The following is a 26,055-nucleotide window of genomic DNA, read 5'->3' on the forward strand; positions in this document are numbered from 1 at the left end:
ATTATTTACTCAAAGCATGATTTTGTCTTAGTATTATAACAAGGTTGCATTGTGCTTCGGGAACGATATACTTTAAGTAAAGCAATTTGTAGGATTGAATTAGCATGGCTGGATTTTCCCCAACGGCTCATTGGCGAGATTCTGCCCGCAGCGCTCGATTTTTTATTGTCGATGCACGGGCGGCATTTCCGATTTTTTTATTTTTGATGCATATACGAGTCTGGACTGGGGTTTTAGTGATTGTTTCGGCTGTATTCTTTGGAATAATTGAACATTATGGGTTTACTGTCCCTGTATTTTTGCGGTGGTTACGTACTTTTTTGGCAGGCTCAGTTAAATCATCTCAGCCATGGTGGCGATGAATGAAAACGGATATCAGTAAAGGTATGGCCGTAATAGCGGCAAGCATGAATGCAAAGTTTTATTTAAATGATCGTTTTGTGAGTTTTGAGGAAGTATTTTCACCTACAGGCTTATTACCAGCTATTGCTAGACGCGCTGATCAGCTTTGTTCTTTGTGTTTAGGATATGGGCTTGGGGTGTCGTTTGATGATGCAGAGAATGCATTACTTGGGAGTCGAGTCATATTTGATGAAGTGACACCAAATGTGTTAAGGTTATTATGTATGACGGATGTAGTAAATGAGTTGATCCAAGGAGGGCCAAGTCGGGATTACACACCGTTAGATGAGTTAATGTATGATTAACGGTTTTCCCCGAGATTGGTTACATGGAAGTAGGGGTAATTATCTTAAATAAATGTTTCTTAAGGTTTCTTTAAGGTAGTTTCTGTTATTCTACTATCATGTATGTGTTTAGGAGTTAATCATGGCCTCCGTACTTCGAAAGGTTGGATATTTTGCTGAAAGCAATGCTGGAAGAGGAGTGCGTGCCATTTCTACAATATTAGATGTAGGTGAGGAAATCCTAGCTCCCTTAAGACATAATCTTGACAGTGTTGAGAGAATGGATGCTGTTCGCCCATCTAAAGGCACCACTGAAGCTAAAGCTATATTGGCATCTGTTATTGAGCACATTGAAGCGGTGTTAGAAAATCAGACGCTTTCCTCAACCACCTCACCAAATTTTTAAATCGGTTGCACCGTATTGTGGTTTCTATGCATCAAATGAGCGCTGCTTGGCGTGTGCGCTTTTAATTTGATTTTCTTTCCTATTTCTTAATGTTTCTTGCTTGCAAAGCATAAATAACTAGAACAGAAGATTCTCTAAGTTAGTTCTTAATATACATCCCTCATACCAATAAATAATCTTCCTTGGAATCTTAATGTCCTAGACAAAAAAAAATGCTATTATTTCTCACATTGAAAATTTAAAATAACCAACAATTCGCATGTAATTTCGTTGGTTATCCTCGAGAAATCCTCCAGTGGAGTCTAATATCAGAGTAAGCCCCTTATATAAATATATAGTTTCAATGAATGATAAACTAGACTTAAACGCTGAATGAGGGAGGTATAGAATCAGGTTTTTATGAAAGATGAAATAACAGAAGAACAATCTAAAGCCATTTTGGAGGCGTTAGACAATGCGATAAATGAAGGCCCTTGGGAAGAGTCTAATTTTTTACGGGTTATTGGTAAAAATTTGCGCCAGTTACGTGATAAATTCTCAAGTCAAACGAAAGCCTTGAATCAAGATGAAAAGATTGCCTCAAATTTAGCAAATCGCATTGCACTAAGAAGTGGTCAAAGAGAAATTTTTATAGCGCTTTATTCTTCTACAGGAAGTAATATTCAATCTTGGACTCATATTTTAGCTAACTTACCCAGGCAAATTATTTCTCGCCCAATTTATGCAAATGAGCAAGATGTTAAAGAAGTGATTCGCACCAAAGAGAATCAAAATAACGAAGGGTATGTCGCTATTTATATTAATAAAGACGATATTCTTCCTACCCATCCTGATAAAATCCCAACGGATAAACTCGGAAAACCTCTTTTATCGTTAAAGGATAAGGCAATTAAAGTCGAAAACATTAATCGTTTTGTCCATATTTCTGGTGTTTACAAATACCTTGGCGGGCGTTTAGTCAAAATTAACTCGAATGAATCCGCTTAACCATAGGTAAAATATCCGCAAAAGGTCATATACCTATCCTAGGTATTGAATTAGAGATAGAAAACAGCATGTTTCAATGTTCATTTTTTTCATTTCAGTTTGCATTACTTGAAATGTCGCAAATCCTTCCTAGGGAGTATATACTTAATTAAAATACTCTTCTTAACATCCTATGGCTCAACAAGCACAACAACAACCTGGCGGTGATAATTCCATGGCTCCAGTTTGGATCATGGTATTAATTATTTTAACCGCTTTTGTGATTTGGGAAGTGGGTCATCAATACATCGTTTCTTTCGTATTTCATTTAAATATTCTTCAAGCTCGATTAGTGAATTTTTTTGTTGGCTCACAGACCTTAGCTAATGAAATTTATTTAATGGAAACACTGGATCCAAAATCGGTTGATTGGGGCCAGATGGTTGATTTGGCTCGGAGTGTAGGAAACTATGTCCGTTATCCAATCATTGTGGTTTTAGCGATATTGGCCGTTGTACTCTATACTTCAAATGTGACGTTGAAATTCCGTAAAACGTATAACATGAATACACTTAGAAAGCAGGAACAATATAATTGGCCTGCCATTATGCCTGTTGTCAAAGAAAACCTTATTGATGTCAATATTAATGAGGGACCTTGGGCCATGGCTCTATCCCCTATGGAATTTGCAAGAAAAAATCAATTACTCAAAAAAGATGATGTTCTGCTGGATAAGCCAATACCTGGCCAGGAAATGACAGCAGGCTTACGCAAGGCTGATGCTAAGCGAGTATTTACCATGCAACTCGGACCTTATTGGGATGGGTTTGAACGTTGCCCCCCCCATGTTCGAGCCTTAGCGGCAGTTTTTTTAGCAAGAGTCAATCGCGATCGCAGTTCAGCGACAATGATTCTAGATTCCATTAATAAGAGCTATGCACAAGGAAAGCCTGATTTTAATATTGCTAACAGCGTTCTTAGAAAATATCAAAACTCAGAGATTGCAAAAGAACTTCCGGCTCGTCATGCATATCTCTTGACTGTGATGGCTTCTCTTTTACAAAGTGCTCGTGATGATGGGGTTGTTCCAAGTGCCGAATTTCTATGGTTAAAGCCAGTGGATCGTCGATTATGGTATATGCTCAATTGCGTTGGTCGACAAACTCCCTATGTGGAGGTTGCAGGTCCTTTTGCACACTGGAAAGCAGAAAAAGCTATGGGGCGTCGTTCTCTAGTACCTATGATTGATGAAGCAATCAAGGCTTTAGAGATTGCCATAAAAGAGGTGAAGTTAACGCCCAAAGAAATGCAGGAGTTAGAGCCATGATGCGTGGTATAGATTCTCGGCATGAAATCGATCCTACCCAGCTATTACGGGACACTCGAACGCTTGGGCAGCGAATTAGTGATTTTTTTAGCGATCCTACCAATGTATCCATCGTTCTAATTTCTTTGGCTGCAATTTTATATTATTTCTCCGAATTGGCGATATTTTTGCTTGCTATTGGTGTTTTATCCTTTTTCTATACCTACACACGCAAGCAGACCTTACCGTTTCGCTTACCAAAGACGGCTCACGTTAAAGATTATAATGATTTAAAACCAGGTATCAAAACACCCAATATCTCACGTGGTATTGCTTTTTTCGGTAACGACAGCAAGACCAATGAGGAACTTTGGTTTACGAATGATGATATGCGTACCCATGCCCTGATCTTTGGATCAACCGGTAGTGGTAAAACCGAAACGCTTGTCTCAATAGCATTTAATGCGCTTGTCCAAGGAAGTGGTTTTATTTACGTGGATGGAAAAGGGGATAACTCGCTTTACGCTAAAATATTTTCAATGGTTCGGAGTATGGGGCGTGAAGACGATCTGCTGTTAGTCAACTTTATGACAGGCGCTCGAGATATTATTGGGCCTCAGGAACGAAGGCTTTCTAATACGTTAAACCCTTTTTGCCAAGGATCATCCAGCATGCTTACACAGCTTGTGGTGAGTCTGATGGGAGGTGCAAGCCAGTCTTCCGATGGTGATATGTGGAAAGGTCGTGCGATTGCCTTCGTAGAAGCGCTCATGCGCTTATTGGTTTACATGCGTGATGAGGGAGCAATTCTTTTAGATGCAGACACCATTCGAAACTATTTCGATTTGCAACGTCTTGAAACCATTGTGATTGACAAAATCTTTCCTAGGGATGATCAAGAAAGCGTGAATATTGAGTCTATTCCTAAAGTGGTCACGGATCCTTTACGAAATTATTTATCCACCTTGCCAGGTTACAATAAAGAAAAAAAAGGAAAACAAGTGTCTCAGGTGCTAGAACAGCACGGCTTTATTACCATGCAGTTGGTTCGTGCGTTTTCTTCTCTTGCAGATACTTATGGTCATATTGTCCGCACTAATCTTGCTGAAGTTGACTTTAAAGACGTGGTATTAAATCGTCGAATTTTGGTCGTATTATTACCAGCACTAGAAAAATCTCCAGATGAATTAGCCAACTTAGGAAAGATTATTGTCTCATCATTAAAAGCGATGATGGCAGCAGGGCTTGGTGAAGAAGTGGAAGGGGACTATCGGGATGTTATTGAGCGAAAGCCCACGAATGCACCAACGCCCTATATTTGTGTTCTAGATGAATATGGTTACTATGCTGTTCAAGGGTTTGCTGTTGTGCCTGCGCAGGCTCGTTCTTTAGGGTTCTCCGCCATTTTTGCTGGGCAGGATCTGCCTGCATTCCAAAAAGCATCAAAAGAAGAAGCCGCTTCAATTGGAGCAAATACAAATATTAAAATCTGTATGAAACTAGAAGACCCCGTTGAAACTTGGGACTTTTTCACTAAGACAGCGGGGGAGGCTTATGTCACAAAAGTCGACTCCTTCCAAACCAAAGAAACGAGTATAGCTAATAGCTATTTAGATACAAAAAGCTCCTCATTTGAAAAGCGAGCTCGTATTGATTTATTAGACTTAAAAGAGCAATCCGAAGGTGAAGCGCACATTTTCTTTAAATCAAAAATTGTCCGAGCGCGCATGTTTTATGCTAATCCGAAGCCTGTGAAACATCTTAAAATTAACCAATTTGTAAAAGTAGAAGAACCACCGGATGAGTATCTCCAAAAACTGCATAAGCAACTCAGTGGATTTCACAAAATTCTTGAGTCAGGCGATATTTCAATCAATAAAGAGGTTCATACTGAAGAAATTGCCTTAATCAGCAAAACATTACGTGAATCAACGATTGAAGAACCGATAGAACGTGGTGTTTCAGCACTGCTAGCATTTCATGGGCATAACGAACCGGAGGCTGTCGAAGAGATTCTTGAGGAAGAAACACCAGGAGCATTGACTATTTTTACCAAGTTATATCAATCTGAGTCTGCCCCTAAATTGCTTGTCTCCGATGTGGAGCGTTTTTCTATGCCACTCCTAAACATCAATGTAACTCGTGATTACATGATGAATATTGAACGACTATCGGGTGAAAAAGATAAGTTGGCTGGAAATATCGCCAATGAATTAATTAAAGATTTTCAGGCTGCAACCCATTATCCTCCTGATGAGCGAGATAATATTACTGCTCAAGAACTAACCGATATTGTAGCTTCTTTATTTGAAGACATTGCCAGAGAGCGAGAGCGAGCGAAGAGCACCGAATCCTAAGCGCCCATCCTAGTACCGTTTCCATTTAATTTTGACAGGTAGCAGGCGCACCACTACCTGACAAAATTAAATGGAAACGGTACTAGTTTAAATTTGAGCAAAAATTCTTCTGTTTATCAAAAATTTAAAGTACTGCTTGTAACAAGATGATTTGTATGTTTTTATTTCATAAGATCATTCATCAATTTGTTATGGGGATTACCTTGAGTCGATTGCAAATCCTTTTTGTTAACTGCTCATACTGGATGGCGGTCTCCTTATTGTCAATTCTTGTACTGGGTTGCGGGCATTACAGGAAAGGGGACAATACACCTCCCTCATTGCCATATAAAGTAGCAGGTGCCTCTGATCCGCATCGAGTGACAATGCAAAAACGACTTGAAACTCAAGGGGTTAGAGTCATTACCATTGGACAAAATTATTTAATAAGTATCCCCGCTGCAGCTGTTTTTGCAAACAATTCTCCAAGAGTTCGCTGGGAATCTTACGGGTTACTCAACGATGTGGCGTGCTATTTAAAACAATTTCGTAAAGTGGCTGTAAATGTTAATGCCTTTACGGGAAAATGTGTTTCACCGCCAAGAGATTTGGCGCTGACGGCAGCACGATCTCGTGCTGTTGCGGATTATCTCTGGTCGCAAAACATCGATAGTCGTTTTATCTTTACACACGGACTGGGTAGTGATAAACCTATTCTTGCACTGGTTAAGAAAGGTGATCAGTCCATTAATTCAAGAATTGAGATTACATTTCGCGATGAAGTTGCCTAAAATGGAGATGAAATGAGTCGAGGCACCTGGGAAATAGTTAAACAGTCAAAACGCTTTTACGTGATGACCTATCGTAAAACCGGTACAGCCTTACTTTTTTCTGCTGCTCTTAATGTTTTATTAGGCGCTGGAATTTATTACACTTATTTTCACCAGCCCGAACGTGATTTTTATGCAACAAATGGTATTACACCGCCTGTAGAGCTTACTCCTTTAGACGAACCAAATTATACGTCTGATGCACTACTAGCGAGTGATCCTGTAAATGACACTAATGACGCAAAAGTCATACCGCAATAGCGAGGATATTATGGCTGAGGATGCTTTAACAGCTGTTTCAATAAGAAATGCCTTCTATCGTGATGGGCAAAGAAAAATTATTTTGATTTTATTGATTTCAATGATTGCGAATGTGGTCTTTGGCTCCATTCTGTTTTACATCATTACGCATCCCCCTTTACCGAAATATTTTGCTACCAGCATTAATGGAAGAATTACGCCGCTCTTTCCCTTAAATGAGCCGAACCAGTCTGACTCAGCGGTATTGCAGTGGGCAAACCAAGCTGCAATCGCAGCGTTTTCCTATAACTTTGTGAATTATCGCAGTGAATTGCAAGCGGCATCTGGATTTTTTACCGCGAATGGTTGGACTCAATTTTTGAATGCGCTTCAAGATTCAAACAATTTAGAAGCGGTAAAAGCCAAAAAGTTGATCGTGTCTGCGGTTGCAACCAGAGCACCTATCATCCTTCAAAAGGGTGTATTAAACGATCGATATTCTTGGCGTGTTCAAATGCCAATATTAGTGACATATCAAAGCGCTAGTGAATTTACCCAGCAAAATAATGTGGTGACTATGCTTATCACGCGTGTTTCCACATTAAATTCACCTAGAGGGATTGGTATTTCCCAATTTGTTGTTGGGCCTGCTAGTGGTGAGGTGGGTGGATGAGCATGAGAATATTCATTCTAACCCGCTCCCTATTCATCCTAATTAGCTTTGGGATTGGGTCTTTGGTATTTGCGCAACAGACGGATTCTGCTCAACAAGCCTTAGAGCAGCTACGCATGCTTCAAAAAAGGCTCGCAGCAGATTCTGGCACGAAAGAGGCTGAGGGTGCTCAAAAACAGGATGCAGCTCAAAAGCAACCCGCTGATCCAAATCAAGCTCAAAATCAAAAAGCGGGTGCAATTGCCGCACCCGTTACGATTAGCCCTAGTGAAAATGAAACACTGGATAAGCTCGCTTATGAAGGAATGACTCAGCAGCTATTTCCTTTGTCTCCAGAAGAAATCATACGACTGAAGCAAATGTATCATACGAATGAATATGCTAAAGAATCTCCGGCAGGAACCCCTCCAAAGCCGACCGCAACTTCACAAATGGTCAATTTATCGCCTGGCTCAACGCCCCCCGTCATTCGGCTGGCTCAAGGCTTTGTGTCGTCTTTGGTTTTTCTCGATTCCACAGGAGCCCCGTGGCCTATTAGCGCATATGATTTGGGTGATCCTGCTGCCTTTAACATTCAGTGGGATAAAACCAGTAATACGCTTATGATTCAATCCACTAAGTTATATACTTATGGAAATCTTGCAGTTCGTCTCATAGGATTAAATACGCCTGTCATGCTTACGTTAATCCCTGGTCAGAAAGCGGTAGATTATCGCGTTGATTTACGAATACAGGGATATGGCCCGAATGCAAAAACAGCATCAGTCGAGATTGGATTGCCTCCTTCAGCAAACGATGTATTATTACACGTGCTTGATGGTGTTCCTCCGCCAGGAAGTACACGTCTTACGGTCAGTGGCGGTGATGCAAGAGCTTGGCTTTTGCATGAAAAAATGTATGTGCGAACTAATCTTACGATATTATCCCCAGGTTGGATTGGAAGCATGACCAGTGCAGATGGAATGCATGCCTATGAAATGCAAAAGTCTCCAGTCCTGCTGGTTTCTTGGCATGGCAAAGTAATGCAACTCAAGGTAGAAGGGTTATAACAACATGGCAGGGAAAAAAGAGAATCTCAAAGCATTATTTACTAACACCCGTACTCGGATCATCATCATTTTTACTGCGGTAGTCCTTATCATTGCGGTATTAGTGGGAGTTATCCGGTTTACCACAGCCACTTCTCCTGGACGTATCCCGGGAAAAACGGCTATTGCTCCTGGAGCAGGGGATATTCAATCCGTGCCTGGTTCGATTGACCCAACGGCACAATATGCGGCATTACAAGCACAGCAAAACATTGAGCAAGCTCAAACTGCAGCAAAAACGGGTGGAAGTGCCATCCCAACCATTATTCGAACGCAAGCGTTTGGTGCAGGAGTACAAGCAGTAGGACCACAACAAGGAGAAGGTGGGGTAGGTTTTTCAACGCTTGCGCTTGAAGACGTTGCCGGGCCACAAAAAGGCGCTTGGTTGCAATCATTAAAAGATGCTAATTGCAGCAAATCTGCTGTAGAAAGCGCGGTTAAGGAGGGAGCTACGCTAAGTGGATTAAAGGAAGCATGCACTTGCGTTCAGTTGAAAGAAAATGGTTATTCGCTTAATGACTTGCAGCAAGTTTGTAATTGTAAAGAGTTACGCGCTGCAGGTTTTAATGCTACACAATTAAAAAACGCTGGATTTAGTGCAAGTCGACTAAGAGCTTGTGATTTTGATGCGTGTGAATTAAGGAATGCAGGATTTACGGCGCAAGAACTTAAGGACGCAGGGTTCTCCGATGGAGAATTAAAAGGTGCGGGATTTTCTCCTGAAGAGATAGCTCGTGCAGAAGGGTTACCCAATGGCATTACTGCAGCTGATGTTAGAAAAGCAGGCTGTGGAGCCGATGCTTTAAGAAAGTTACGTGAGGCAGGAGTATCTGCAGCAGCGATTCGCCGCATCAGTGGTTGTAGTGCTTCTCAGTTAAAAGCGGCAGGTTATACAGCAGCCGATTTAAAAAACGCAGGATTTTCGGCCGCCGATCTGAAGAATGCAGGGTTTACTCCAGAGGAGCTTAAAGCCGCAGGTTATAGCGCTAGGGATTTACTTAATGCTGGATATACTCCTGATCAGCTAGCTCAGGCTGGTTATTCCCCTGCTCAAATCCAACAAGCAGAAAACGAGCTTCCGCCTGGGATGACCGCTCAGGATGTTAAAGCAGCTGGCTGTAATATTGAAGCGCTAAAGCGAGAGCGCTTGGCAGGGGTTAGTGCAAAATCAATTAGAAAAGATGCAGGGTGTAGCGCAGCCGCATTAAAGGCGGCTGGTTTTACCGATCAAGATTTAGCCAATGCAGGCTTTACCCCTGAGCAAATTAAGGCCGCGGGTGTAGATGATGACACGATAAGAGCGGCAGGTTGTGACCCTACGAAACTTCATCAATTGATGGAACAAGGAGTTTCGGCTAGACGAATCAAGGAATTAAATGGTTGTAGCGCTGCTGCTCTGAAAGCCGCAGGCTTTAATGCGAAGCAATTAGCGAATGCGGGTTTTACTCCTCAGCAATTGTTAGATGCTGGTTTTACACCCGCACAAGTTCAAGCAGCAGAGGCATCAACGGATGATGCTATAAAAGCCGCGGGTTGCGATCCTGAAAAACTCAAAATATTAAGAGAACAGGGAGTATCTGCAAAACGGATAAAGGATTTGAATGGCTGTAGCGCATCGGCCCTTAAAGCAGCAGGATTTGATGCCAAACAACTTGCGGATGCTGGATTTACTCCTCAGCAGCTATTAGGCGCTGGATTTACACCTGCAGAAGTAAATGCTGCAGAAGCAGCGCAACGTGCTGTCAGCGATAATGCAATCGAGGCGGCGGGATGTGATCCGGCTAAATTAAGAGTATTACGTGCTCAAGGTGTATCAGCAAAACGAATTCGTGATTTAAATGGGTGTAGTGCGGCTGCATTGAAGGCTGCGGGTTTTGATGCCAAGCAACTGGCTGATGCAGGGTTTACACCCAGAGAACTTCTGGATGCAGGATTCACCCCGGATCAAGTTGACGCAGCGGATGGTATGACGGATCAAGCCATCCGTAATGCGGGATGCGATCCCGCTAAATTAAAGGCGCTCTATGATAAAGGGGTATCCGCCGCTCGTATTGAAAAACTGAATGGTTGCAGTGCGGCAGCACTTAAAGCAGCAGGTTTTTCAGCTAAGGATTTAGCCAATGCCGGCTTTACTCCACAGCAACTTCTGGATGCCGGCTTTACTCCACAACAATTAACTCAGGCAGGCCTAAATCCTGCTGGTGCAATTGCTGCAGGTAGAACGGCTGATTGCAGTGTTGCCTCTTTAAAAGCAGCACGTGCTATGGGTGTTTCCGCTGCCACGATTAAACAAACGTTAGGTTGCAGCGCGAAAGCAATGAAAGATGCAGGTTATACTGCTGCTCAATTGAAAGCAGCAGGGTATACTGCTGCGGAATTGAAGGATGCGGGATTCACAGCAGCACAATTGAAAAACGCAGGTTTTTCAGCAAAAGAATTAAAAGATGCGGGTTTTTCAGCACAAGATCTTAAAGATGCTGGTTTTAGTGCAGCGCAGTTAAAAGATGCGGGTTTTAGTGCCGCTCAACTCAAAGCAGCCGGATTTAGTGCTTCACAGCTTAAAGATGCGGGATTCACAGCAGCACAACTCAAAGATGCGGGTTTTAGCGCAGCTGAGCTGAAAGCCGCCGGTTATTCCGCAAATGACTTAAAGGATGCGGGTTTTAGCGCTGCTCAGCTGAAAAACGCAGGCTTTACAGATCAACAATTGCGTGATGCTGGGATAACACCCGCACCAACCGATGTGGCAGGGTTACCAGAAGTAGGAGAGCCCACACCGGATGCTTCACAAGTTTCAGCGATTCCTACCGTCGGAGGGCCGGCTGCTGCTGCTCAAGCCACTGCGAATCAACAACAATTGCAGCAATTACTTCAAAGGCAACAAAGCCAAATGGCAGATCAGCGTTATCAGCAGAAATTACAAGAGCGCCAAGCACTTATGTTGAGTGCTGCAAATGAAGCTTTGCAATCTTGGAAATCGGTTTCTAATCAAGTTTTCGTACAAGGATCGCCTCCTCCGACTCCTGCACCAGGTGCTGCTACAGCAGTAGCAGGTACAGCGGCTATTCCCCCAGTACCGGGCGCGCCAGCAGATGCTCACGGCCATGCTCATTCAGCCGTGATTAAAACAGGTGATGTTATGTTTGCCGTGTTAGACACCTCTGTGAACAGTGATGAACCAAGTCCCATTCTTGCAACCATTGTTTCAGGTAAATTAAAGGGTACGAAACTGATAGGTAGTTTTACGCTACCAAACAACGCAGATAAGCTGGTTATTAATTTTAACACCATGTCTGTACCGGGAGCTCCGCATACGACAGGCATTAGTGCCTATGCAATTGATCCGAATACAGCTCGTACTGCTTTATCAACGTATACCAATCATCATTATTTACAACGCTATGGAGCACTATTTGCTTCAACCTTTTTAGAAGGTTTTGGAAATGCGTTTCAGTCTGCAAATACAACGATTCAAATTGGCGGTACAGGTGGTGTGCAAACGACGACGATTCAAAATGGAATTGGACGATCGATTCTGGAAAACGCTGTGATTGGTTTAGCAACACTTGGCAAAACCTGGGGACAGGTTGCGCAACAGCAATTTAATCGCCCGACTACAGTCAGTATATGCGCGGGCACTGGCATTGGTGTCTTGTTTACACAGGATGTTACATCAATCTAATTGAGCGAGCAGGTAGAAAATGGCAGATAATGATCAATATGATGATGAGTATCAATTCGGTGATTTGGATACAGGAAGTCCTAAACCTCCTGAAGAAGATATCTACTCGCCATCAATGGAAGGATCAGAGAGTCGCGCTGGCGTGGCAGCACCTAGAAATGTTAAACGTAATGCCATTATCGCGATTGCCTTCATTATTCTCGCGATGGTTATCTATAAATTCTTAGATTCATTTTTCTCGGTAAAAAAAGAAACGGTAAAGACTACTCAACAGCCAACGCAAGCCTTGAAACAACCACCTGCGCCACCCAGGCCAACCGTAGTTCAGCCAATCGCTACGACTCAACCTACGGTGGATACACCCCAAGTTACCCAAAAACTATCCGCAATGGAAGTGAGTCAGCAAACGTTGCGTTCTGATGTAAGTACTATTAGTAATCAAATGACGAGCATGAGTTCGACTGTAAATCAGATGGCTTCTCAAATCGCACAACTTAATCAGTTGATTTCTACCTTAAATGATAAGATTGAGGAACAGTCTCAAGATATTCAACGCTTACGTGTCAAACCGAAGCCTGTACGTAAAGTGGTTAGGCGTGTCGTAAAACCCATTACAAAATGCTATGTTCAAGCATTGATCCCAGGTCGGGCGTGGTTAATTTGCACAAATGGAGCTACACTTACTGTGAGAGAAGGTTCAACCATTCCTGGATATGGTTTAGTGAAACTGATTGACCCACATCAAGGAAGAGTCATGACCAGTTCTGGTCAAATTATTAGGTTCAGTCAAGACGACAGTTGAGGTAGCAATGGCTGATATGAATGTGACCAGCTGGATTACAGGCCAAGTCGATATTTTAACGAATATTGCAAAGTCTTTAGAGCCAGTTGATCGCTTGCTGACTGGGGCCGCATATTTGATTGGGTTAAGTTTTGCCTTCAAAGCGATTTACACGCTGAAAGTGTATGGTGAAGCGCGGACGATGATGTCTAGTCATACAAGCATTAAAGAACCCGTTATGTATATGCTGGTCGCTGGGGTGTTTTTGTTCATGCCGACGGCATTTCAAATGCTGCTTAACACGGCATTTGGTTATACAAATGTGTTGGCTTATGCGCCAATTAATAGTAGTAATAACACATTAGATGCTTTATTTGGCCCGAATAGTACCGTTGGTAGGCCATTATCTATGTTGATTCAAACCATTGGTTTGATTGCCTTTATTCGTGGGTGGGTTCTTATTGCGCGATCAGCAGCACAAGGTCAGCCTCCAGGTGGGACCGGAAAAGGATTAATGCATGTGTTTGGAGGAATTCTTGCAATGAATATTGTAGGAACAATCCAAATTATAAATAATACATTGTATGGCTAATTTCTAACAAAATTACTATTAACAAGGGAGAGTGGCGATGGTTAAAGGTATCCAAAAGGAAGCGTTACATAAGGGGATGTATTATTTTTCTCTTTGTATCGCGCTATTATTTTTTTCAGAACATGCGCTTGCAGCAGCAACATCGGTTGGAGCTATGGCTGCGCAAATTTCTGGTTCTTTCAAGGATATTGCTAAATTAATCACTGGAACGTCATATCTTGCGGGGCTTGGTTTTGCAATTGGTGCTATAATGAAATTTAAGCAACATAAAGATAATCCTACCCAGATACCAATTGGTACTCCAATAGCTTTAGTGTGTATTGCTGGTGCCTTGTTGTTCCTTCCAACTATATTGCACGTTGCTGGTGGCACTATGTTTGGTGGTGGAACAGTGGCTGGCCCAACGGGAATGATTTTCTCTTAAATATGACATTCCCATGTCACGAAATCCAGGTGATAGGTTGCCCTGTATTTTACAAAATGAAAATCAGGGCAAAAGTTGGCATAAAAAATAATGTCATAATTTGTTATACTTAAGATATGAATATAGATTTTAAAGTGTTAAAAATCGTTATTGGTGACGATTTTGTTTTAGGGGGTATAAAGTGAAATTTAAGATCAATCGTTCAAGCATGTTTAAATTTGGTATTTTATGCTTGGTACCCATTGGTTTATTAATCGCATCAGGAGATGCAATGGCTGCAGCCACTACTGTTGGCGCTATGGCATCTCAAATTGTGAAGTCCTTTGAAAACCTGGCAAAATTAATTACGGCAAGTTCTTATTTAGCAGGTCTTGGATTTTCAATTGGCGCGATTATGAAGTTTAAACAACATAAAGATAATCCAACTCAAATTCCGATTGGTACACCAATTGCCTTAGTGTTTATCGCAGCGGCTTTATTATTCTTACCGACGATTTTAGGTGTCGCAGGTGGAACCATGTTTGGCCAAGGTGCTACAACGGCAGGGCCTGGTGGTACTGTATTTAAATAATAAGGATTATCTCCCCCAGAACCTCGCGTTCTGGGGTTTTTTATTTTATTTTAATGATTGGGAAAGTTTCTCAAGTCTCTACAAATATAATCATTCATCCGTGAGCTGATTTAATGACTGGTAAGCATGAGCGCTACGAATTAAAACTGACTGCAAGTCCCGGCTCCTGGCGTCTTTATTCAGCTAGAAAAGCTGATCCACGTTTCAAATCTTATGAGCAAAAAATTTTTCAACGCGATCGTTATACGTGTCAGTTCTGTGGTTTTCAGGCCAGGATGTATCAAGAGGTGATTAATCTCGATGGTAATTATACCAATAATCGCTTATCCAATATGGCCACAGCCTGTTGCTTTTGCTCGCAATGTTTTTTTATTGAGTCTGTCGGTGTGGGGGGGTATGGTGGTGGCACTCTGATTTATCTTCCCGAATTATCTCAGGAGGAACTCAATAGCTTTTGTCATGTCTTATTTTGTGCAATTACAAATGATACTGGTTATAAAAATACGGCGCAGACGCTCTATCGTAGTTTAAAGTTCCGTTCGCAAACAGTAGAAGAAAAATTTGGTGAAGGAACAAGCGACCCTGCCATTTTAGGGCACTTAATGATTGATTCTGGTCATTATGATGATGACACAGCAAGCAAAATTTTTAAAAATATTTGTTTATTGCCATCGAGGGCAAAATTTCGAAAACAAATTGAACACTGGGCTGCAAGTGCATTGGAAGAAATTTCAGAAAAATAGGGTGGACAAGCATGGGGAAATGGGCGGATTCATTTTTTGAGGGCGTGGATACCTTCTTTGCCTGGTTAAGTACTTCTTTGAAACAAACGACTGAATCTTATTGTGAACTGGAAACAGCAGATAGCCCCACCGTATTAGTGAATCATGATGGTTCTTTGCTTTCAATTCTTCAGGTGGAGGGTGTCACGGCACTTGTTGGTGCGGATGAGTTTGAACGATTGGTAGAAGGTTTGACCAATGCCTTGCAGACTGCCATGGGGCGGCCTGGGCATGCACTTCAGGTATATTTTAGCCACGATAAGCAGAATATTAAAAAGGTAATCAAAGATATTTATGCCCCAGCAGAAGCAACGGCTAAACGCTTAGAACTGAATCTAGATGATTTATTTAACGAGCGTGTCAATTATTTAGCTCAATATTGTGCTGAAGAGCGCACTTATTTTGTGCTATATACGCGCCCTTTTAATCTTCCTAAGGATCAATTAAAAGCAGCAAATAAAGCTAAGCTTAAAATGATCCAAGAGAAAAAAGCGCCTTCTTTTAAAAATACACAAACTATATACGCTGCAATACCAGAGCTTAGAGATACCCATAGCGCTTATGTACGCTCAGTGATGAACGATTTAGATTCTCTAAACATCATGGTTTCATTAATGGATGTACACGAGGCTGTTCGCGCGATTCGTGTGACGGCTGATCCTGATTTTACCTCACATGACTGGCAGGCAACGCTTCCAGGCGATATGATTCGCGCGCGCGAGTTAAATAATTTTGAAGGCGACCCATCTGATTTATTATGGCCGTCATTAGCGAAACAAGTTATCCCACGTGATGCTGAAATCATTGATCGTAGAACCGTTCAAGTAGGAGATAAACTTTATTCGTGTGTATACATTGATCTATTTCCTAAAGATATCAGGCCGTTTCTAACGTTATTTTCGAGAATTTTACCCACGCACGTGCCGTGGCGAATTTCTTATTTGCTTGAAAGCGAAGGGCTAGAAACAGTCAAGTTAAAAGGATTACTTGCTGCTATTTTAAGTTTTTCATCCGCACAAAATCGTCTCATTAGCGATTCGGTGAATTTATTAAAATACCTACAGATCAACACAGATGAAGCGCTTATTCGCTTACGCGTGGTGGTTTCTACTTGGGCTCCGGAAGGAAATATTCCTTTATTACGTCGCCGCAGTTCTGAGTTAGTCAAAGCGGTAGAGGGTTGGGGCTCGACGGATGTTTCTGAGATCTGTGGCGATCCTTTTGCTGGATTTGTAGCAAGCATGCTCGCAACTACCTTACAAAGTCCTGCTGTTCCTTCTGTTGCACCATTATCAGACGTGGTGGCTATGCTTCCTATCACGCGGCCAGCATCTCCTTGGCATACGGGTGCCTTGATGTATCGTTCACCAGATGGCAAGCCTTGGCCATATCAGCCTGGCTCCAATCAGCAAACAACCTGGATTGATTTGGTGTATGCACGACCTGGATCAGGTAAATCCGTTTTATCCAATGCTCAAAACTTGGCTTTGTGCTTATCCGGTGGAATTACTCGCTTACCACGGATTGCGATTATTGATATTGGACCTTCGAGCAGTGGTTTAATTTCATTATTAAGAGAAGCATTACCTTCTTCCAAAAGGCATTATGTTGCGTATCATCGTTTAAGAATGTCGCCAGAATATTCTATTAACCCGTTTGATACACAGTTAGGATGTCGTTATCCAACTGCTTTAGAACGTTCATTTTTGGTGAATTTTTTAACGCTTTTAACGACGCCATTAGGCGCTGAAAAAGCCTATGATGGTATGGCGGATTTGAACGGAATGGTGGTGGATGAGCTTTATAAGAGCTTTTCTGATGAGTTTAATCCGACCCCTTATGCGCCAGGCGTTGAAGAATTCATTGATAGTATTTTAGAAGAAATAGGCTTTGTGCGTGATTCGAAAACCACATGGTGGGAAGTGACGGATGCTTTGTATTCGGCTGGGTTTGTTCACGAAGCAATGCTTGCACAACGTTATGCGATGCCACTTCTTGCTGATGCAGCATCTATTTGTCGAACCCCCTCAATTGAAGACTTGTATGGAAAAGTGACCGCACCAACCGGTGAATCCTTAATTAGTGCGTTTTCACGTATGATTTCTGGCGCCGTTCGTGAATATCCAATTTTATCTCGCATCACAGCGTTTGATATTGGCGATGCGAGAGTGGTGTCCTTAGATTTGGATGAAGTCGCTAAGAGTGGAGGCGACGCGGCAGATCGCCAAACAGCCGTTATGTATATGCTCGCGCGTTATGTATTAGCGCGTCATTATTACTTAACCGAAGAAAGTTTAACCAATGTTCCTGAACAATACCGTGGTTATCATAAAGACCGCGTTTCTGAAATTCGTGAAGATCCAAAAAGAATTGTTTATGATGAATTTCACCGAACCTCAAAATCGGCTGCTGTGCGTGATCAGGTTATTATTGATATGCGTGAGGGACGAAAGTGGAAGGTTCAGATTTCCTTGCTGTCTCAATCGGTGGATGATTTTGATCCAGTCATGATTGATTTTGCGACATCGATATACATCATGGATGCAGGTCCCTCACAGGCCATTGAAAAAACCACTCGTATTTTTGGTTTATCTGAAACAGCAAAAACTGCCTTAAGAACCCGTGTCCACGGCCCACGGCAGGGGGGCGCGACCTTTCTTGCCCAATTCGCAACCAAACAGGGTGTAAATGTTCAATTATTAACTCTGACACTCGGGCCTATTGAATTGTGGGCGTTTAGTACCACAGCAGAGGATGCAGCGGTCCGTAATCAACTTTACCGCCATATTGGACCCGCTGAAACCCGTCGTTTCTTAGCAACCCTTTTCCCTAGTGGTAGTGTCACTAAGGAGCTGTCTGCGAGATTAGATACCTTAAAAGCAGAAGGTGGATTTATCGAAGAAGAGGGACAAATGAGTGTCGTTGAAGAGCTCGTAGAAGATATTTTAGCTGCTTACGCTAAGGATCCTGAAAGTAAGAGTTTGCCTGCCAAAGTCCGCTCATGAGGGCAAGGCTAAAAAACGTTTGTTTTACAAGTTCAGATCAGTAAGGGCTGTTTGCTATTTTAGCAGGCAGCTATACTTCGCCGCAGAGTGTGACCGCGCGAAGTATAACTAAGCGATATATTCAGGTAACTTAAATCCGTTTAAAATTCCAGGAATGAAGGGATTGATTTGGTTACTTGTTTTTAAGATATATCGTCCTGAGTTTCCGTTCAGTTCAAATAGAATTTGTAATCGGGAGCTATCTTGTTCATCAACCAACACATTTACTTTTTGTAGCATCCTAAAAAAGCCCCAAATCCCTGTTTCATCGAGCTCATAATGTTCCCCTTCAATGGTATTTAGCGCTAAAGAGGCATTTTGCTCAGGCCAATAAAAACGAGCAAAGGATTCGGTATTTTGATTATCTTTTAATCGTAGATTTCCTATACTCAGTTGTAAATCGGATACGACTGGATCAAGGCCAATTTTTTGCAAGCTGAATTCAATTTTACATTGCTCACTTTGCGAGGGGAAGAACATATTGGTGATGACATTCGTCCTCATAAGCTCTTCAAGTGTTTCAGGGGGGAAGGGAAGAACGTAATTATTTAATTCTTTAGGTTGCCATTCTGCCCTAGAGGTATCCAAAAATGGTTTCACATAGGTATCCATAAACTGATTGAGTAAACCATGCGTTGCAAAAAAACGTTCAAAATCGTTTAAGCTAACCTCATCTTGTTGCGTAGGATCAAACGGGAATCTAGCTTCAATTTGATTTTTATAATAATTAAATACAGTCAATTGCCATTGTTGGTTGATATAATTTCTAGTGTCACGAATTAACAAATACCATAATTCGCTGGCTATTTGATTAGCCCAGTTTGAAACAGGTTCTGGTAGATGTTTAGCCCGATTAAAAAGTGCACTTAAAGGATTAGCTAACGTATCGCCATTAAAACGGGCTCTAGCCAACGTAAAAGCCGTTTTGCCTTGGTCATTAATTAAAGATAAGGTATTGAGGAAGGCTTCTAGTTCACTTAGATTGGAAGATAATTCATTGAGTGCGGTTTGTCCCAACAAGTTAAGTTGGGTAAATTGGCTCGCAATTTCTTGATTAAATAAACTGGCGTTTTCTCCATGATCTGGGCTCGTTTGCTGCTGAATAAATGAAATTAGCTGAGGAAGAGAGTTAGTCTGCTGCAAAATCTTGGTGAGTTGATGTGCTTGTTGATAATCTTGAAAATGCAACGGTTGAGTTTGATTAATAAAATGCTGCCACCAAGTCACATATTCATAACAATAAGCTTGTTGGATGGCATTGGTCATGGACGTGATGTCATTTCGACCCAATACCCAATGTTCTAACTGTAATGTTTGAATAATCTTAGGCAGTTGCTGTATCGTTTCTGTGAATCCTGCTTTGGTAAGATAAAACGGCAATTCTTGATTGGATAACTGAAACCCTTCAAAAACGATTGGACTGACTTGCTTTGTAAAATGTTCTTTGGTTAATGAGTAAAATAAATAACTGGCTGGTAAGGCATTTAGATAATTTCTCGTATCACTAACGAATTGGGGGTTGATGGCAAAAGGCTGCATCGGTTCGCGCAATATTTGTTGAAGTAATGCTATTTTTTTATTGCGCTGCTCAAGCGGTGTCTCACGCCACTTATTGTTAAACCAGTCCATTACCGTCGTTTGGGAATACCTAGTCGGATCAGACAGCATGATATAAACTTTTAATGCTTGATACCGATTGGCATTTGTTCCCTGGGGATTTAGCATTTCAAGCTCTATTTCATTTAAAATAGTTGGGAGGAAATTGCCGAGTATTCGTTGTTGGGTATTTTCTTTAAGCTTCGTTTTTAAATACTGCAGTGTTGGAAAAGAAAAGGCATTCACTGAAATACGCTCCAACGCATTCGATGCATTTGCAAGGTGAAACACGGCAGGAGAGTGATTTTCTGGCTCACGAGCCATCGTTTCAAACATCAAAAGCTCTTTACTGACTTCATCAAGTACATTAGATGATTTGAAGTGATTGTAGCCAACCCATATTAAACTTAATCCGATTATACTAGATAGAAAGATTATCGGTCGGGTTGCAGTATAATGAACGGGTATGGATTGTTTCGTCAGTTTTTGAAATGCTGCAAGAGCTCCATCCACAAAGTAGGCTCTATAGTTCACCGGTTGATGGTATTTATCTTGAACAGAAAGCGCATATTCATGTTTTATTTTGGTGTTTAGCCTATCTTGACTTAAACCTCCCTGTTCAGCACTTGTCAAATAAATCGCTTTGATCTGGAAATATTGAAGCGGAATGGCCTGAAGAAATAGCTGGATCGACAATTTCAAGCTGCTGAATTGTAAGGGAAATTCCCGAATTAACGTGCGCTTAATGCTTGAGCGTACAGGATGTACTTTTGAAATAACTTGTTGATTTAGCCGTTCAATTAAATAATCAAATTGCTCACGGTATTGTTTTAAAAATAACGTTTGTCCTTTAGGCAGGAACAGCGAAAATCCTAACGGTTTAGTCAATTCGTTGTGATGGTCGTTTTGATAAAATTCACAAAAACCAGCCAGGCTATCTAGTTTTGTAAATAAAATAGCTAAGCTAACGGAGTAACCTAAACTACTGCCAAAGCGTTTTAAGAGTTGAACATGATGTTGGCTCATTTCAGTAAGATGATCTGGGGTGCTGTTAAAGAGCTCATTAATATCAACACACAAAAGAATCCCGTTTATTTTGAAATGGCGATGACAACGATTTAATTGTTTTAATGAATTTTGCAATAAATGTTTGCTTTGATTAAGCCAGTTTTCATTCAGTTCAATCAGTATTCCGTTTTCGTTATAATAAATTTCCGATGAAATACTTGAATCAACTGAGATATGCTGCAAGTTGCTTTGACGAAGAAGGGTTGATTTTCCTTGTGCTGCTTTCCCAATCACCAGGGTAAAGGAATACGCTTGCTCCTGTGATTTTAGTTGCGTAAATAATTTTTTTAGGGCATTACATAATGCGATTAATGATTGATCCATTAATAATCCAAACTAGCCAGTAAAGTGTGTCCTTTAATTACATTTTTTGCTTTATGTTCAAGAAGAATATTACTGAATAAATATACCGCGATCAAAACACCTACGGCTAAAACTCCCACGGTCAAGAGTGACTTATGATTCGAAGACGTATGTGTTGTTGCACTTTGCTCTTTAAATAAATGCAACGGTTTATGAACTCGGTGTATTTGAATGACTTGATAGACTTCTTCAATTAAATTATCTAAGGCTTGCCGGCCATCTGGCTTTAAATGATATTCGCCTTCAAACCCTGCAATTAGGCAATAGTAGGCGAGCTCTAACAAGTCCAAATATTGATTGGCGTGATCTTTTAGATAAAGGGTAATTTCAAAAAATCGTTTCTGTGGCCCTTCATCATCCAGAGCGGAAGGAGTAAATGCTTTAAATTCCGCCGGAGTCCCATACACCCGCAAGTAGTTTTTTCCAAGTAACTCATCAATGGTTGCAGACAAAAGATATTTTGCAATGATAATCAATTCATTGGCATATTCTTGACCAAGGAGCCGGCTGTGAAAGGCATGAATTTCATGTTCTATATTCTTTCGAATTTCTTCAACAGGCGGCATAGTTTGAGTTACGCAAAGCCGTTCAAGTAAAGAAAAAAGAGGGCCGGCTGCTGCGATGACAGGGTTTGTTGCCGAAGAGGCAATAAATAATTTTGAACGATAATACCCTTGAGGAACACGATGCTTCTCAGGAACTGCAAATCGGCTTACAAGCGAGGCCGAATAGGGTTCGGCAATCATGATGTAACTCCTAATGGTGAGTCCTGTTAAAGTCGCAGAAAATCAATAAGAAACTATGATGATACGTGATCTGAATCAAGTCATCAATGGCTTTCAAGAGAGGATAGGAGCCCCCCTTTTTTTATTGTTTTGCACGAGTAATCTTTTGTTTCTTATTCACTTAAATCGTTTTTCGAACTCAACTAATTTTTTCTCCAAGTTCCATTGCAAACGAGCTTTTTCACTATTAGCGATTAAAGATTTACACGTTAAGCTGTCTAAGTTTTGGCAAGCTTGAACGGCCAACCCGGTACGAGGATTTTCCCATAAGCTCTGGCCTGGTAAAAAGCTATAAGTTAAGGCATTCCGAGTAATTGTTTTGAGCGTTGAGTAATCCAGCCCATGATGAATAGCGGCTTCTACATATTCTCTCGTTAAATCAGTCCGCAATACACCTTCATCATCCGTGGAGAGCACCACTGGTACTTGATGACGTAGGTAGTAGTTTAAAGGATGATATTTGCCATAAATATTCAATATTTTCTTGTTACTGGTTAAGTTAATTTCCACAGGGACTGGCTTTTTAGCCATGGTCTTCACCAATTCTTCTGCGTTGTGTTCATAAGCAATATCTACTCCATGGCCAATGCGTTCGGCTTGACCGATAAAAATAGCATCGTGAATATGAAAGCGTAAATCTTCAGGTTTTACCAATTCAGGAGCTAATTCCCCCGCATGCAACGCAATGTGGATTTTGGGATAATGTTCGTGAAGATATTGAAAGATAGCCATTTGTTTACGGTAATCACGTAAAGAAATAATACCATCTTCTGCCTGCACTAAGTTAATACCGACTAAGTCGTTGGATTGGGAGGCCGCTTCAAAGCCACACAAAGCTTGAGCAAATAGATTATCTAGGGATTGTTCACGTAAGGTGTAATACTGAAATTTCACCACAAGGTTACAAGCGGGTTTTGTGGTATCGTTATCACAATCCAGCTCTTTTCTAGCTTCCCTTAAGATTCGATGGGTCTCCGAAACGATTAATTTAATATTGGATTGAAAGGCTTTATCAGCAAGCAAAGCCTTTCTTTTTTCATTAAAAGAATCGTGCTTGGCTGCCACTTGCCCAAACTCCGCGGAACTTGCGTTATCAGGCAATATCATAATTTCCAGATAAAGTTCGTTTTGTTCAGCAGCGCGTTCCATTACTTCGGCTAATAATTGAGGTCTAAAATCCGATACGATGGAAAGAAACTTCGGAAAGGTTTCAAAGAAATGGTCATGACCTGATTTATTGGGTGTTGGGATAAAGTCTTTCATAGACCAGGCACGAAGAGTTCGGTCATAAAGCTCGGTTTGATTCATGACTTTATCCATGCTGGTCTCATAACAAGCCGTTTCAGTTTTTTTGACTGAAAAATCTTTTTTATTAAGACAATATTGATTTTGACCGGCCAGAGTTATCATCGTTTCTGGATAGGCACCACCGGCTAAATGATAATGAAGCTCGCCTCCTTTGGGCATCGATTTAAAAAAAGCATATAACGCATTCGGATCGGATTTTATGGCATCGAAATGTTGATGAACGTCGGCTCTTAATAAAGAAGGAAGAAGCAATGCACTGCAAACGAAATATTTAATCAAATTCATAAACATAGACAAATCCTAGACAATAAGACGATTATTTCATATTTTGCCTACACAAGGAAAAAAATTTAAAAAATACGTGCAAATTTTTTTAGTTTACGATACGCTCTGCCCCATTAAGGAAAAAATCCAACCAACGATGGAGCGATCATGTCCAAAAGTTATCAACATGAAATCCCTTTAGCCCGCGTCAATATCACGCTTGATGTTGAATCCAACGGCTCCAAATCTAAAAAAGAACTCCCTATGAAATTACTTATGCTTGGCGACTTTAGTCATGGACAAGCCCTGGGCCCTATTTCAAGACGTGAGCGAGTGAATATTAATAAACAAAATTTTAATCATATTCTCGCTAGCCTCGCTCCAAAGCTTAAACTATCGGTCAAGAATCAGCTCAGCGATGAGCCTGATGACTTAAATGTAGCGCTGGAAATTCGATCCTTACAAGATTTTAAGCCAGAACATATTGTAGAGCAGGTGCCGAAATTACAACGTTTAATGGCAATGCGAAATTTATTAAAAGATTTGAAATCGTCGGTTATTGATAACCAAGCCTTTCGTAAAGCATTGGAAAAAATTATGCAAAATTCCAATGAAGCACAAAAACTCTTATCCCATCTTTCTAAAGATACTCTTTAAGAATTAAAGTGATTTCGTAGAAAAAGAAATTAAGTAAGTCCGCCTAGAGAAATAGCAAGTAGTTGGAGAACCCATGGAGACGACCTATCAAGAAATGCAGGGCACGGAAGTGCTTTCTGCTTATCAACAGTTATGTCATTTAGCCGAAGTTGAACCGTTTACTGAGCCACTGGATTTAAGTCATTTTGCTCAAGCAGAAAAACTCGCGAATAAACAGTTCAACGAACGATTGGCAGCAGCGATACAGGTTATTTTGTCTTTGGCCATCGCACAAGATACACCTATTGAACGGGTGGATAAAGTATTGTTGGATCGCTACATCAGTAAAATCGATGAGCTGCTTTCGTTACAGCTCGATGAAATACTCCATCATCCCATGTTTCAAGAACTTGAATCACTATGGATGGGCTTGAAATACGTGGTGGATCGAACAGATTTTAATGCCAATATCAAGATTGAATTGCTGGATGTTGATAAAGAGACGCTGATTGTAGATTTTGAAGAGGTTACAGAGACATCTCAGTCGGGTTTATACAAACAAGTGTATGAGCGTGAATATGATACCCCGGGGGGAGAGCCGTTCACAGCGATGGTTTCATCTTATGAGTTTGATGCCTCTGCAGTGGGCTTGAGTCTCTTACGTCAGATCTCTAAAGTGGCCGCAGTCGCACATTGTCCATTTATTGGCTCAGTCGGTGAGACTTTTTTTAATAAAGGATCCCTTCAAGACGTTATTGAATTGGAAGACTTGCCTAACTATATGGAAAGGGCAGAATATATTCGTTGGAATTCCTTTCGTGAATCAGAAGATGCGCGTTATATAGGATTAACCCTGCCACGCTTTTTGCTTCGCTTGCCTTATGGTGAAAATAACCCAGTCAAACGATTCCAATATCATGAGTCTGTGACGGCCTCAGCAGAGCAATATTTGTGGGGGCGGGCTAGTTTTGCGTTTGCTGCAAATTTATGTGAGAGCTTTCTAAAGTATGGTTGGTGCGTGAATATTCGTGGGCCTGAATCGGGTGGTAAAGTAGAACATCTTCCGTTGCATCAATATGATTTTGGTCAAGGATTGCAAACAAAAATTCCTACTGAGGTAATGATTACCGAAACCAAAGAATTAAGCTTAGCGAATCTTGGCTTCATTCCTTTGTCCTATTACAAAAATAGCGATTATGCATGCTTTTTTTCAGCGAATTCAACCCAGAAACCCTTGAGCTACCTTGATAAGCAAGCGACTTCCAACAGTCGAATTAATGCTCGGTTACCTTATATATTTTTAAGCTCTAGAATCGCACACTACTTAAAAGTGCTGCAACGAGAAAATATTGGCTCATCCATCAGTCGTAGTGAACAAGAAGAGCAATTAAACCAGTGGTTAAAAACGTTGATTACTAAAATGAATAATCCAGGTCCTGAACTGGCAGCAGTTCATCCGCTTCGAGATGGACGGGTTGAGGTTGTAGAGCTATCCGATAACCCTGGCTATTACCGCATTAATTTATATGCGGTACCTCACTTTCAAGTGGAAGGAATGGACGTAAGACTGTCCTTAGTAGGACAAATTCCAAATAGCAACGAATAAGTAATCTTTTGTGAGAGCGAGT

The 26,055-nt window shown here is 41.2% G+C and carries 22 protein-coding genes; 19 read left to right on the forward strand and 3 right to left on the reverse strand.

Annotated features, from left to right (window positions below; translation table 11 throughout):
- Nucleotides 1–104: 104 nt before the first annotated feature.
- The 17 genes from icmT (at nt 105) to E1O41_RS09525 (ending at nt 18,368) form a co-directional block, all read left to right on the forward strand.
- The gene (icmT, locus tag E1O41_RS09445) at nt 105–362 is read left to right on the forward strand and encodes an IcmT/TraK family protein (RefSeq protein WP_131777081.1); all 258 of its coding nucleotides are present in this window, start codon (nt 105–107) and stop codon (nt 360–362) included.
- A complete protein-coding gene (locus E1O41_RS09450; protein ID WP_131777082.1) occupies nt 363–707 on the forward strand; it encodes a type IV secretion IcmS family protein in 345 nt (114 codons plus the stop codon).
- 121 nt (nt 708–828) lie between these two features.
- On the forward strand, nt 829–1,092 hold the full coding sequence (locus E1O41_RS09455) for a hypothetical protein (protein WP_131777083.1): 264 nt from the start codon (nt 829–831) through the stop codon (nt 1,090–1,092).
- A gap of 399 nt (nt 1,093–1,491) precedes the next feature.
- Complete coding sequence (gene icmQ, locus E1O41_RS09460) at nt 1,492–2,079, forward strand: Dot/Icm secretion system protein IcmQ (protein WP_131777084.1); 588 nt, start codon at nt 1,492–1,494, stop codon at nt 2,077–2,079.
- Between the two features lie 172 nt (nt 2,080–2,251).
- Nucleotides 2,252–3,385: a type IVB secretion system coupling complex protein DotM/IcmP gene (icmP, locus tag E1O41_RS09465; RefSeq protein WP_131777085.1), complete on the forward strand. Its 1,134-nt coding sequence runs from the start codon at nt 2,252–2,254 to the stop codon at nt 3,383–3,385.
- A complete protein-coding gene (locus tag E1O41_RS09470; protein ID WP_131777086.1) occupies nt 3,382–5,721 on the forward strand; it encodes a TraM recognition domain-containing protein in 2,340 nt (779 codons plus the stop codon). The genes icmP and E1O41_RS09470 overlap by 4 nt, the downstream gene beginning before the upstream one ends.
- 155 nt (nt 5,722–5,876) lie before the next feature.
- Entirely contained in the window at nt 5,877–6,491 is a 615-nt protein-coding gene (icmN, locus tag E1O41_RS09475; RefSeq protein ID WP_229669371.1) for a type IVB secretion system protein IcmN/DotK, read from the forward strand.
- Between the two features lie 12 nt (nt 6,492–6,503).
- The gene (icmM, locus tag E1O41_RS09480) at nt 6,504–6,791 is read left to right on the forward strand and encodes a type IVB secretion system protein IcmM/DotJ (protein WP_131777087.1); all 288 of its coding nucleotides are present in this window, start codon (nt 6,504–6,506) and stop codon (nt 6,789–6,791) included.
- A 10-nt stretch (nt 6,792–6,801) separates the two neighbouring features.
- Nucleotides 6,802–7,443: a type IVB secretion system apparatus protein IcmL/DotI gene (locus E1O41_RS09485; RefSeq protein ID WP_131777164.1), complete on the forward strand. Its 642-nt coding sequence runs from the start codon at nt 6,802–6,804 to the stop codon at nt 7,441–7,443.
- Nucleotides 7,440–8,492, forward strand: coding sequence for a DotH/IcmK family type IV secretion protein (locus tag E1O41_RS09490; protein WP_131777088.1), 1,053 nt, complete (start codon nt 7,440–7,442; stop codon nt 8,490–8,492). Before E1O41_RS09485 ends, E1O41_RS09490 begins: the two co-directional genes overlap by 4 nt.
- A 4-nt stretch (nt 8,493–8,496) precedes the next feature.
- Nucleotides 8,497–12,213, forward strand: a complete 3,717-nt coding sequence (gene dotG, locus E1O41_RS09495) for a type IVB secretion system protein DotG/IcmE (protein ID WP_131777089.1) — start codon at nt 8,497–8,499, stop codon at nt 12,211–12,213.
- A gap of 19 nt (nt 12,214–12,232) precedes the next feature.
- Nucleotides 12,233–13,015: a type IVB secretion system protein IcmG/DotF gene (icmG, locus tag E1O41_RS09500; protein ID WP_131777090.1), complete on the forward strand. Its 783-nt coding sequence runs from the start codon at nt 12,233–12,235 to the stop codon at nt 13,013–13,015.
- A gap of 7 nt (nt 13,016–13,022) precedes the next feature.
- Nucleotides 13,023–13,586, forward strand: a complete 564-nt coding sequence (locus E1O41_RS09505) for a type IV secretion protein IcmC (protein ID WP_131777091.1) — start codon at nt 13,023–13,025, stop codon at nt 13,584–13,586.
- Between the two features lie 37 nt (nt 13,587–13,623).
- Nucleotides 13,624–14,010, forward strand: coding sequence for a type IV secretion protein IcmD (locus E1O41_RS09510; RefSeq protein ID WP_165481165.1), 387 nt, complete (start codon nt 13,624–13,626; stop codon nt 14,008–14,010).
- A 208-nt stretch (nt 14,011–14,218) separates the two neighbouring features.
- Entirely contained in the window at nt 14,219–14,581 is a 363-nt protein-coding gene (locus E1O41_RS09515; RefSeq protein ID WP_188668241.1) for a type IV secretion protein IcmD, read from the forward strand.
- Nucleotides 14,582–14,694: 113 nt separating this feature from the next.
- Nucleotides 14,695–15,324, forward strand: coding sequence for a type IVB secretion system protein IcmJDotN (gene icmJ / locus E1O41_RS09520; protein WP_131777092.1), 630 nt, complete (start codon nt 14,695–14,697; stop codon nt 15,322–15,324).
- An 11-nt stretch (nt 15,325–15,335) separates the two neighbouring features.
- The gene (locus E1O41_RS09525) at nt 15,336–18,368 is read left to right on the forward strand and encodes a type IV secretion protein IcmB (protein ID WP_131777093.1); all 3,033 of its coding nucleotides are present in this window, start codon (nt 15,336–15,338) and stop codon (nt 18,366–18,368) included.
- 108 nt (nt 18,369–18,476) lie between these two features.
- On the opposite strand, the gene icmF is transcribed toward E1O41_RS09525, so the two are convergent.
- The 3 genes from icmF to E1O41_RS09540 all read right to left on the reverse strand — a co-directional run bounded on the left by icmF (nt 18,477) and on the right by E1O41_RS09540 (nt 23,812).
- Nucleotides 18,477–21,395 (reverse strand): type IVB secretion system protein IcmF, encoded by a 2,919-nt coding sequence (icmF, locus tag E1O41_RS09530; RefSeq protein WP_131777094.1) that lies wholly within the window; start codon nt 21,393–21,395, stop codon nt 18,477–18,479.
- Nucleotides 21,395–22,180, reverse strand: a complete 786-nt coding sequence (gene icmH, locus E1O41_RS09535) for a type IVB secretion system protein IcmH/DotU (protein WP_131777095.1) — start codon at nt 22,178–22,180, stop codon at nt 21,395–21,397. Before icmH ends, icmF begins: the two co-directional genes overlap by 1 nt.
- Before the next feature lie 156 nt (nt 22,181–22,336).
- Nucleotides 22,337–23,812, reverse strand: a complete 1,476-nt coding sequence (locus E1O41_RS09540) for an adenosine deaminase family protein (protein WP_131777096.1) — start codon at nt 23,810–23,812, stop codon at nt 22,337–22,339.
- Nucleotides 23,813–23,959: 147 nt separating this feature from the next.
- On the opposite strand from E1O41_RS09540, the gene tssB reads away from it, so the two are divergent.
- Together tssB and tssC are read left to right on the forward strand one after the other, a co-directional pair.
- The gene (gene tssB / locus E1O41_RS09545; protein WP_131777097.1) at nt 23,960–24,448 is read left to right on the forward strand and encodes a type VI secretion system contractile sheath small subunit; all 489 of its coding nucleotides are present in this window, start codon (nt 23,960–23,962) and stop codon (nt 24,446–24,448) included.
- A gap of 73 nt (nt 24,449–24,521) precedes the next feature.
- Nucleotides 24,522–26,033 (forward strand): type VI secretion system contractile sheath large subunit, encoded by a 1,512-nt coding sequence (gene tssC / locus E1O41_RS09550; protein WP_131777098.1) that lies wholly within the window; start codon nt 24,522–24,524, stop codon nt 26,031–26,033.
- Nucleotides 26,034–26,055 lie beyond the last annotated feature (22 nt).

Source organism: Legionella impletisoli (assembly GCF_900639875.1).
Taxonomy (GTDB): Bacteria; Pseudomonadota; Gammaproteobacteria; order Legionellales; family Legionellaceae; genus Legionella_A; species Legionella_A impletisoli.

What these genes read in the sequence shown, in the direction of transcription:
- icmT (WP_131777081.1), top strand. Translation starts at nt 105, where the DNA reads ATGGCTGGATTTTCCCCAACGGCTCATTGGCGAGATTCTGCCCGCAGC.
- E1O41_RS09455 (WP_131777083.1), top strand. Translation starts at nt 829, where the DNA reads ATGGCCTCCGTACTTCGAAAGGTTGGATATTTTGCTGAAAGCAATGCT.
- dotG (WP_131777089.1), top strand. Translation starts at nt 8,497, where the DNA reads ATGGCAGGGAAAAAAGAGAATCTCAAAGCATTATTTACTAACACCCGT.
- icmJ (WP_131777092.1), top strand. Translation starts at nt 14,695, where the DNA reads ATGACTGGTAAGCATGAGCGCTACGAATTAAAACTGACTGCAAGTCCC.
- E1O41_RS09505 (WP_131777091.1), top strand. Translation starts at nt 13,023, where the DNA reads ATGGCTGATATGAATGTGACCAGCTGGATTACAGGCCAAGTCGATATT.
- icmM (WP_131777087.1), top strand. Translation starts at nt 6,504, where the DNA reads ATGAGTCGAGGCACCTGGGAAATAGTTAAACAGTCAAAACGCTTTTAC.
- E1O41_RS09515 (WP_188668241.1), top strand. Translation starts at nt 14,219, where the DNA reads ATGTTTAAATTTGGTATTTTATGCTTGGTACCCATTGGTTTATTAATC.
- E1O41_RS09470 (WP_131777086.1), top strand. Translation starts at nt 3,382, where the DNA reads ATGATGCGTGGTATAGATTCTCGGCATGAAATCGATCCTACCCAGCTA.
- icmQ (WP_131777084.1), top strand. Translation starts at nt 1,492, where the DNA reads ATGAAAGATGAAATAACAGAAGAACAATCTAAAGCCATTTTGGAGGCG.
- icmN (WP_229669371.1), top strand. Translation starts at nt 5,877, where the DNA reads ATGTTTTTATTTCATAAGATCATTCATCAATTTGTTATGGGGATTACC.
- tssC (WP_131777098.1), top strand. Translation starts at nt 24,522, where the DNA reads ATGGAGACGACCTATCAAGAAATGCAGGGCACGGAAGTGCTTTCTGCT.
- E1O41_RS09525 (WP_131777093.1), top strand. Translation starts at nt 15,336, where the DNA reads ATGGGGAAATGGGCGGATTCATTTTTTGAGGGCGTGGATACCTTCTTT.
- E1O41_RS09510 (WP_165481165.1), top strand. Translation starts at nt 13,624, where the DNA reads ATGGTTAAAGGTATCCAAAAGGAAGCGTTACATAAGGGGATGTATTAT.
- E1O41_RS09540 (WP_131777096.1), bottom strand. Translation starts at nt 23,812, where the DNA reads ATGAATTTGATTAAATATTTCGTTTGCAGTGCATTGCTTCTTCCTTCT.
- icmG (WP_131777090.1), top strand. Translation starts at nt 12,233, where the DNA reads ATGGCAGATAATGATCAATATGATGATGAGTATCAATTCGGTGATTTG.
- icmF (WP_131777094.1), bottom strand. Translation starts at nt 21,395, where the DNA reads ATGGATCAATCATTAATCGCATTATGTAATGCCCTAAAAAAATTATTT.
- E1O41_RS09450 (WP_131777082.1), top strand. Translation starts at nt 363, where the DNA reads ATGAAAACGGATATCAGTAAAGGTATGGCCGTAATAGCGGCAAGCATG.
- tssB (WP_131777097.1), top strand. Translation starts at nt 23,960, where the DNA reads ATGTCCAAAAGTTATCAACATGAAATCCCTTTAGCCCGCGTCAATATC.
- E1O41_RS09490 (WP_131777088.1), top strand. Translation starts at nt 7,440, where the DNA reads ATGAGCATGAGAATATTCATTCTAACCCGCTCCCTATTCATCCTAATT.
- E1O41_RS09485 (WP_131777164.1), top strand. Translation starts at nt 6,802, where the DNA reads ATGGCTGAGGATGCTTTAACAGCTGTTTCAATAAGAAATGCCTTCTAT.
- icmH (WP_131777095.1), bottom strand. Translation starts at nt 22,180, where the DNA reads ATGATTGCCGAACCCTATTCGGCCTCGCTTGTAAGCCGATTTGCAGTT.
- icmP (WP_131777085.1), top strand. Translation starts at nt 2,252, where the DNA reads ATGGCTCAACAAGCACAACAACAACCTGGCGGTGATAATTCCATGGCT.